Annotated in this window: 7 protein-coding genes; all 7 read right to left on the bottom strand. The window is 71.7% G+C overall.

Going from position 1 to position 7440, the window contains the following annotated elements; translation table 11 throughout:
- The coding region (locus tag MFF04_RS13750; RefSeq protein WP_238276557.1) for a TnsB C-terminal domain-containing protein at positions 1–1864 on the bottom strand (1864 nt) is incomplete at its 3' end.
- Positions 1846–2067, bottom strand: coding sequence for a hypothetical protein (locus tag MFF04_RS13745; RefSeq protein ID WP_050735135.1), 222 nt, complete (start codon positions 2065–2067; stop codon positions 1846–1848). The genes MFF04_RS13750 and MFF04_RS13745, both read right to left, overlap by 19 nt.
- Positions 2064–2759, bottom strand: coding sequence for a TnsA endonuclease N-terminal domain-containing protein (locus MFF04_RS13740; RefSeq protein ID WP_050735134.1), 696 nt, complete (start codon positions 2757–2759; stop codon positions 2064–2066). Before MFF04_RS13740 ends, MFF04_RS13745 begins: the two co-directional genes overlap by 4 nt.
- On the bottom strand, positions 2759–3958 hold the full coding sequence (locus MFF04_RS13735; RefSeq protein ID WP_050735133.1) for a hypothetical protein: 1200 nt from the start codon (positions 3956–3958) through the stop codon (positions 2759–2761). Before MFF04_RS13735 ends, MFF04_RS13740 begins: the two co-directional genes overlap by 1 nt.
- 92 nt (positions 3959–4050) lie before the next feature.
- A complete protein-coding gene (locus MFF04_RS13730; RefSeq protein WP_160320619.1) occupies positions 4051–4221 on the bottom strand; it encodes a hypothetical protein in 171 nt (56 codons plus the stop codon).
- Between the two features lie 472 nt (positions 4222–4693).
- Positions 4694–5194, bottom strand: a complete 501-nt coding sequence (locus MFF04_RS13725; RefSeq protein WP_050735132.1) for a hypothetical protein — start codon at positions 5192–5194, stop codon at positions 4694–4696.
- A 528-nt stretch (positions 5195–5722) separates the two neighbouring features.
- Positions 5723–7345 carry a serine/threonine-protein kinase gene (locus MFF04_RS13720; protein ID WP_238276554.1) on the bottom strand — a complete coding sequence of 541 codons (1623 nt, stop codon included), beginning with the start codon at positions 7343–7345 and terminating at the stop codon, positions 5723–5725.
- Positions 7346–7440 lie beyond the last annotated feature (95 nt).

Here is a 7440-nt window from a genome sequence, read left to right as displayed (position 1 = left end):
CCAGCGCGTCGCTCGCGCGACGCTCGTCCGCGCGAGCGACGCGCTGGCCTTCCTGCGTCATCCGACGCGCCGTGCGGACCACGTCTCGCCACTCCGCCAGGGAGGTCCCGTCGGCCAACCCGTCCTCGCAAGGGACCTTGATCCAACCGGCCTCCTCGTCCACCAGGACGAGGAGGTGGCCGAGATCGGACGCGTCGGCCTTGACGAGGAATTCGTCGCCGAAGTGGAAGCCCTTCCTGCGACGGACGCCCTTCAGTTCGTCGGACTGGTAGGTGAGGCCGAGGAAGGTGATCCCGTTCCGCTGAATGGTCCGCGGGACCACCAGGGCGATGAGCGGGTCGAGGTCGTCGGCCGACGGCGGCAGGCGCGTGCCGTAGCCCGCCAGGTCCTGCCAGCGCAGCAGGGGCGTTCGTCCGAGCAGCCCGCCATGCTTGCGGTTGTGGTAGATGTCGACGACCCAGATCGTGAAGAACTCGACGAGTTGGGCCAGGGTCAGGGCGGCCTGCCCGACGCTGTCGTAGTCGCCGCGCTCGCGCACGTCGCGGAAGGTCCGGCCGGGAAGGTAGGCGCAGAAGTCGCGCGCGATGGTGCCGAGGGCGCGCTCGACCTTGCCCTTCAGGTGGGGCTTGCGCCGGGGCATGTAGCGGAGCTCGAACCGCAGCTGTCCGGCGGCCGCCTTCATCGACCGGGAGTGGAATTCCTTCCCGTTATCGAGCTTGACGACCTCCGGCACGCCGAACACGGGCCACGCCGTGTCGACCCGGATGCCGGTCAGGTCCTTCGGCAGCACCGCCATGCGCAGGCAGTGCATCACCGAAGTCCAGGAGGGACGCTCGTCACTGAGGTGGAATCCCACGATCATGCGGGTCGCGGCGCAGATCGCGACCGTGAGCCAGACCCGCCTCGTGCGCTTGTCCTTGCGGCGCCGGTCCCGCGCCGGCGTGCCGTCGCCCTCCAGGACCAGCACGTCGAGCGGCGTGTGGTCGACCTCGACGATTTCGAGCGGCCGCGTCGCCTGGGGGGCCTTCTTGACGTGCCGGAAGGCCTGCTCCGCCGCCGCGGGGCCCTCGCGATGGTAGATCACGTCGAACTGGCTGACGTTCGCCTTCACCCAACGCCGGATCGTCATGCCATCGGGCACGTCGAAGGGCACGGTGCGCGTCTTGTTCTCGCGCTCGATCCTGCCCTGGATGAAGACGATGACATGGCTCAGCGGCGGTCCGTTCCGGGTGAGCCAGTCCTCGCGCACGCGCTCCGCGATGATCATCTCGACCTCGGGATCGAGGCGGAAACCCGCCCGTCCCTTCAGGTCGTCCAGCGGGATCAGCGCCACGATGGACTTGCCGCCCTTGCGCCAACGCCCGTACCAACCCTTCAGCGAGGAGCCGCTCACCCGTTCGAGCGGCACGTCGTCGGGATGGGAGCCCTCGTTCTCGATGGCCCGCTGCCGGCGCTCGGCCGCGACGAGCCTCGCGATATCGGCGTAGCCCTTCGGGACCTTCCTATGGGTCCGCTCGGCGAAGCACCGGTCGCAGGCCTGCACGTAGTCGAGGCGCATCAGCGCCGCGTCCTGCTGGCGAACGTCGAAGGTGTCGATGTTGCGAAGGAGGTTGTCCCTGACGCCTTGGGGGAGCCCGGCGGCGGTGTCCTCCACCAGTTGGAGCCGCCTGGGCTCGCCGAAGTAGAGGTCGGCCAACTCGGCATGGGTCTTCGTGACCGTGACCGGCCTCGCCCCGAGCGTGCGCAGCGTGACGCCGGCCTCGTCGCGCGAGAGCACCTTGTGGTAGACGCCCTCGACGATGACGAGCGCGTCCGCTTGGAGACGGATCTGGCACGCGCCCATGGTCAGCGCAGCCCCCCGCATGCGCCGGGTCCCGCCATGCGCACCCTCCCGCCGCGGTGGAGGTCCACCAGGACGGCGTCGCTCAGCAAGACGGTCTCGGAACCGCCCGCGAGCCTGCGCAGGGCGAGGCCCGCCCGCTCGCGGGCGACGGAGGCGTAGGGGACGCCGTCGACGACGACGACCGCGCCGATGGGAAGGCGGAACTGCTGGTCGAGCCTGTTCAAGGTGCACTCCTGAGGTTCGCGGGGCGGCGGATCATGGCGTGGTCGTCGAAGGGTCGGCCGGGGTCGGCCAGCTCGGCCTCGCCGCGCGCGACCAGGGCCACGACGGCCCGGAAGGCGCGGGCCTGGAGCCCCGACGCCGCCCGGAGTTCCCGGACGAGACCCCGGCCGCCGAAGCGGTCGAGGACCACGCGCATGGTGTGCTGCTCCGCCTCGTCGACCATGAAGGTGCGCTCGCTCGCGACGAGCGCGGCGTTCGCGACGCGGAGCGCGTCGATCTCGACCTCGGTCCAGAGCTCGAAGCCGTCGTAGCCGGCGGCCCTGGCGCCGGCCTCGATGCGGTGCCGGATCCCGTCCCAGCCCAGCCTGATCACCCTCTTCCGCGGCTTGACCTCGACGGCGAGGCGCCGCCCGTCGTCGATCTCGACGCCGAAGTCGGCCGTGTAGCTGCGCCACCGGACGCCGTCGTGCCAACGGAAGGGTGCGGGCTCCTCCTGGTAGCGCAGGACGGCATCGTCCTGCTCCAGGATCAGGATGAAGTCCCGCGCGAGGAGGCCCTCGTAGGCCACCATGCGGTAGCCCATCCCCGCCTTGCCGGATGGGACCTCGCCCGTGATGCAGTCCCGTCGGCCGGTGACGATCGGGCGCGACGGGCTCGGCTTGCCGACATGGCGGCTTCGCAGGGTCGCCGGCATCAGGACCTCCGCCGGGCGTCAGGGCCGTCAGGTCCCTCGGCCGCGTCGGCGCCACCCGATTCCTCGCCGGTCGGGATCGCGGGGGTGGCCCCGGGCGACAGCCGGATCGGATAGCGCGCGACCCCCTCCTGCCAGCGGTCCAGCGGGGTCGACCGGTCCGGTCCGGAGCGGCGGACGTCGAGATCGGCGAGCCAGGCGTGCGCGGCCGCCATCAAGCCTCCTGCGTCCTCGACCACCTCCCCCCGGGCCGTCAGCCAGCGCTGCAGGCCCGCCACCCGGCAGGGAGCGCCCGGATCGTCGACCGCGGCGAAGTGCAGCCGGATGCCGAGCGCCGCCGCGGAATGCCGGAACGTGGCGCCGAGGAAGGCGGGATCCCGGTCCAGCACGATCACCTCCGGCAGCCCCATGCACAGGCGGGCGGCGCCGAGCGGCTCCGGGGCCGCCGTCGCGGTTTGCGCCCCGAACAGGCCGAGCAGGTCCTCCCCGTCCGGCGGCGCGGTGCCGAGCGCCGCCGCCACGATCACGCCGCTGTAGCTGTCGCGTGCGGTGACCAGGTGAACGCGGTCGGCGCCGAGTTCCGGGACGGCGACCCGCAGGGCTTCCCGGGCGACGACGACCTCGGCGAGAGGACGCCCGCACGAGAGGTGCCGGAACCGGTACGCCTGCTGCAGGGGACGCAGACGGTCGCCCACCATCCGCACGAGGGTGCGGAAAGCGGGAACGTCAGCGGCCGCGCCTCCCCGCGCATGCGACGCTTCCAGGCACCTCGCCTGTGCGAGGCGGGCCATGGCCGTCAGAGTGACGCCCCGGCGCGGGTCGGCCTCGGCCACGACCTGGTCGACAAGCTCGCCGATCCACGGGGCCCAGTGGGTCTGCTGCCGGGGCGACCGCGCCATCCGCCGGTGGGCGAGGCCGGCCGGGTTGCCGTCGGCCTCCCGGAGCCGCGCTTCCCATGCCCTGACCTGGCGCGGCGTGGGCGGATCGACGTCGTCGCTCAGCTCGCAGACGGCGCGGATCGCGACCCGCAGGTGGCGGTCGCCCCGCCGTCCTGGCGGGAGGTCCTCGACCGCCCGCACGTAACGGTGGCGGCGCAGCGCGGCGGCGCGCTCGCGCTCCGTCATCTCGTTGAGGGCCTGGATCTCGGCCCGGAGCCGGTCGGTGTCGGCGGTCGTCGCGGGAAAGAGTTCTAGCTGCTTCATGATCGCGCGGGTCCTCGAAAGGCGGACGGAGCCAGCCTTGGTGGTGGGATGGGCGGTGACCCCGGCCCGGAGGCCGGGGCTTCGGCGGCGGCTCAGAACTCGGTGGGCTCGCTGGCCTCGGTCTCCGGCTCGAACGTCCCCCGCGGGACGCCGAGCAGCGCGGCGACGTCCCCGTCCCAGGCATCGAAGGCCCGGTCGATCAGGGGGGCGAGGGGCGGCTGGAAGTCGGCCGTGAGGGTCTCGACGCGGTACGGCTCGTTCATGGTGCTCTCCTCGGATGGGGTCGCGCGGGGCCGGTCCGGATCCGTCGCGGGGACGGTCCGGGCGCGGCCGGCTTGGGCCGGCGGATCCCGAGGAGGCGGAGCGCAGCCCGCTTGCTTTCGCAGGCGAGAGCTGGCATACGTCATCGGTCTCGAATGTCGGCCTTGTCCCGGTGGTTGGCCGGTTTGGTATGCGGCGGTCGTGATCACGAGGTCCGGCGGTGACGTGGTCGAGAGGGCTCAAGCTCTCGTCCGGCGTGCCGGACCTTACCCGCTACAGCCTTTCGGCTGCGTAGCGGGCAAGCTCAAAGCGTGCGGCCCGGATCGGGCCGTGCGCTTTTATTTTGCCTCGACGATCACTGCCTGGCCCGGAGGGTCGCGGGAGCGCGCGCGGAGGGCTGCGCGATATCGGTTGCGCATCGAAATTCTCCTCGATAATTGATGAGTTGTTGGATCTAGACTGATCTTATGACGCTCAGGCCTTCGTTGGATCTTTCAGATACCAATGTTGTGCCTTCCGATCATGGTAAACGAGGTTTTTATTCTTAAGACGGGTCTTATTTTTCTCCGAGGCATCGAGCGTGTAGCCGGCGTCCCGGACCGCGTCGTTGACTTCAGTCCCCGACAACCCCTTGGCGCCAGCCTTCGCGAGAGCGTCGACGATGACCTGGGCGACCAGGCCGGAGACTTTCGGCGCCGGCATCCGTTCGGCCTCGTCCGGTACCGGCTCGTCGTCCGGCGCCGGCCGGGCCTCCGCTTTCGTCTCGGCCTGGTCGGCCGCCTGGGCCGGTTCCGGGGCGTATGCCGCCCCTTGCTGCAGGGTCGCGATCATCTGGTCGAGGCGGGCCGCCTTGGCGGTCTCCGCCGCGATGGCGCTCACGTGTTCCAACATGAGCTCCTGAAGCTGCCGCGTCCTGTCCGCGGCGGCTTGCCGGGCCCGGTCGCGCTCCTGGCACATCTGGGTGATCACATCCATTCGGCACCCCCGACCAGGTCCAGGTCCGCATCCAGGTCCGGAGGAGCTCCGCGACCTGATGATCGGACCATAGACCGGGTGCCCGCCCAGCCGCAAGTTCTTTCGCCCAGGTCCACCGGACGTGGTAAACGGAAGCTGACCCGGTCGACCCGGTTGAGTGGCTGAATAAAACCGGGTCGCGCCCCCGGCCAACCTTGTCCGTCCCGTCCCCGGGTCATCCTCCGGCCGAGTGTCGCTTGTCTCCAACGGCGGGCGGCCGTCGACGTACCCTAGGACACCCGCAAACGCGACGTCCGCGTTCGTGGATCTTCAAATCGACGAAGCATTCATTCGAGCACAGGCCGCCGTAACAAATGTCGGTCTCCGTATTCTGATCAGCATCGGCGCCGAGACGAAGGCGTATGCCGCATTTCATCGAGCTGGCCCCCGCGGGTCGGCGGGTAGCGCGACCCTCGCATTGGCCGAGCGGCATTGCCGTCGACAGGGCCCCCGATCCGGCCGGCGACCCGGCCGTCCCGGACCTGGTCGTCACGGGCCTGGCCGACCGGTGGGTTGGGCCGGGGCGCGGATCAGGCACCGACCGGCCGGCCCGTCGTGCCACTCGAAGCCGATCTCGACCAGGCCGGACGCCAGCACGAGGTCGCGGACCGGGTCGAACCTCACGGCGCTTCCCTCCTCGTCGGCGGTGCGGACAAGCTCCTCCAGCAACCCGGCATCCTGCGTCCGAACCGCCTCAGGAGCGACCTGGAGCTCGCCGGTCCCGTTGACATGCATGGGGAGGAGTGATGCGCCGTCCAGCCGCGAGAGGCGACGCATCGCGCGATGTGCGGGCGTGTTGAGCTCGTCGGGGATGGACGCATCGAGGAGCGCATCGGCGTCTTCGGGCGCGAGCGTCGTCGGCGCGCCGTCCGACGAGACGACCGCGGATGATTGCTCGAACCGCCCGGCGGCGACGTCGAAGCGGACCGCCAGGAGCAGCCTGACGCCGGCGCGGGACAGGGCGAGGTCCAGCCGGCCTCCGTGTCTCTCGCCCCGGGCATAGCGGGCGTCCCCGATCTCCAGGCCGGCATGCCGGCGCAGCAGTCGTACTGCGGCCGGCGCGAGCGCCTCGTCGATCAGGTCGCGGGAGAGCGCGCCGGCGAGGCTCCGGCGCCATTGCGGACCGCCCCAGTCCGATGTCCGTGTGCCGCGCGCGGGCGGCGCGAGGAGCGCGGCGGCCGTCCAGCGCAGCGCGGGGACGTCGGCCGCGGCCGCGGGGCCGCGGTGAACCAGGTCGGCCAGGTCGCCGATCAAGGATGGAAGGCCCGGCGACAGCGCCGCCTTGAGCCGGCGCTGGACCAGTGCGGCGGCGTCGGCGAGGGCCGACGAACCGGGTCCGGATGCGGGGCGGCCCGTTCGTGTGGCGCCCGGCGCGAGGCCTTCGAGATCGGCGAGGGCCTGTAGGATGAGCGGCAGCATCCGCAGGTACTCGAAGGCCCGCCCGAGGTGCGCCCGCGTGCCGTCGGCATCCTCGGGGACCCAACGGGCGATCCGTTCCAGGGCGGCCAGCACCTCGGCGTGGGCCCTCAGGGCGAAATCCTTCGGGATCGCGTCGAGCACGGCGCGGTCGGCCGGATGGCGCGACCGGGCTAGGGGGGCGACGATGCCGTCCATCCAGGCCTGCCTGACGTGTTTGCGGATGGCGCTCTGCAGCCCGGGGATCTTGGAGACCTGGAGACCGCCCCCGGAAAGCGCCGCATGCAGGGTGCCCATGGCCGTGTCGACGATGGGCCGCGTGTCGGGATGGGCAAGGGCGGAGATGGCCTGCCGCGCCCGCGCGAGTTCGTGCACGTCCGCCCGCATCGGGCGGACGTCGGCGGGGGAAAGCGGGAAGTCGGGGTCGGGATGCATGGCCGGACGGTGCCCCAGGCGCGCGGGCGTCCGGTCGAGGCGCACGGCACGGCCTCGCACCGGGATTGTGCGCGGAGGCCGGGCCGGGTCGGTCCTGTCCTTGGACGGCGCCCGGGAATCGGGCGCACAGCCCATTGTGCGAGGCGCGCGGCAAGGCACAAACGCCCTCCCCGACCCTGCCGGGACGTGCCGCCGCGCCGCCGTCGGCCGCGACGTTCCCGACGGCAAGCCCGGTGAAGTTCCGCTCGCGCGTTCCGCCATGTCCCGCCTCGACATCCAGGGGTTCTCGGGGACCGGGCCGCCTCAGGCGGCCCGGCGCGAATGCACGGGGCGCCGGACCGCGGCGCGCCGCTTCG

The organism is Methylobacterium jeotgali (assembly GCF_022179345.1).
GTDB lineage: Bacteria > Pseudomonadota > Alphaproteobacteria > Rhizobiales > Beijerinckiaceae > Methylobacterium > Methylobacterium jeotgali.
This window is presented reverse-complemented; position numbering and strand designations above follow the sequence as displayed.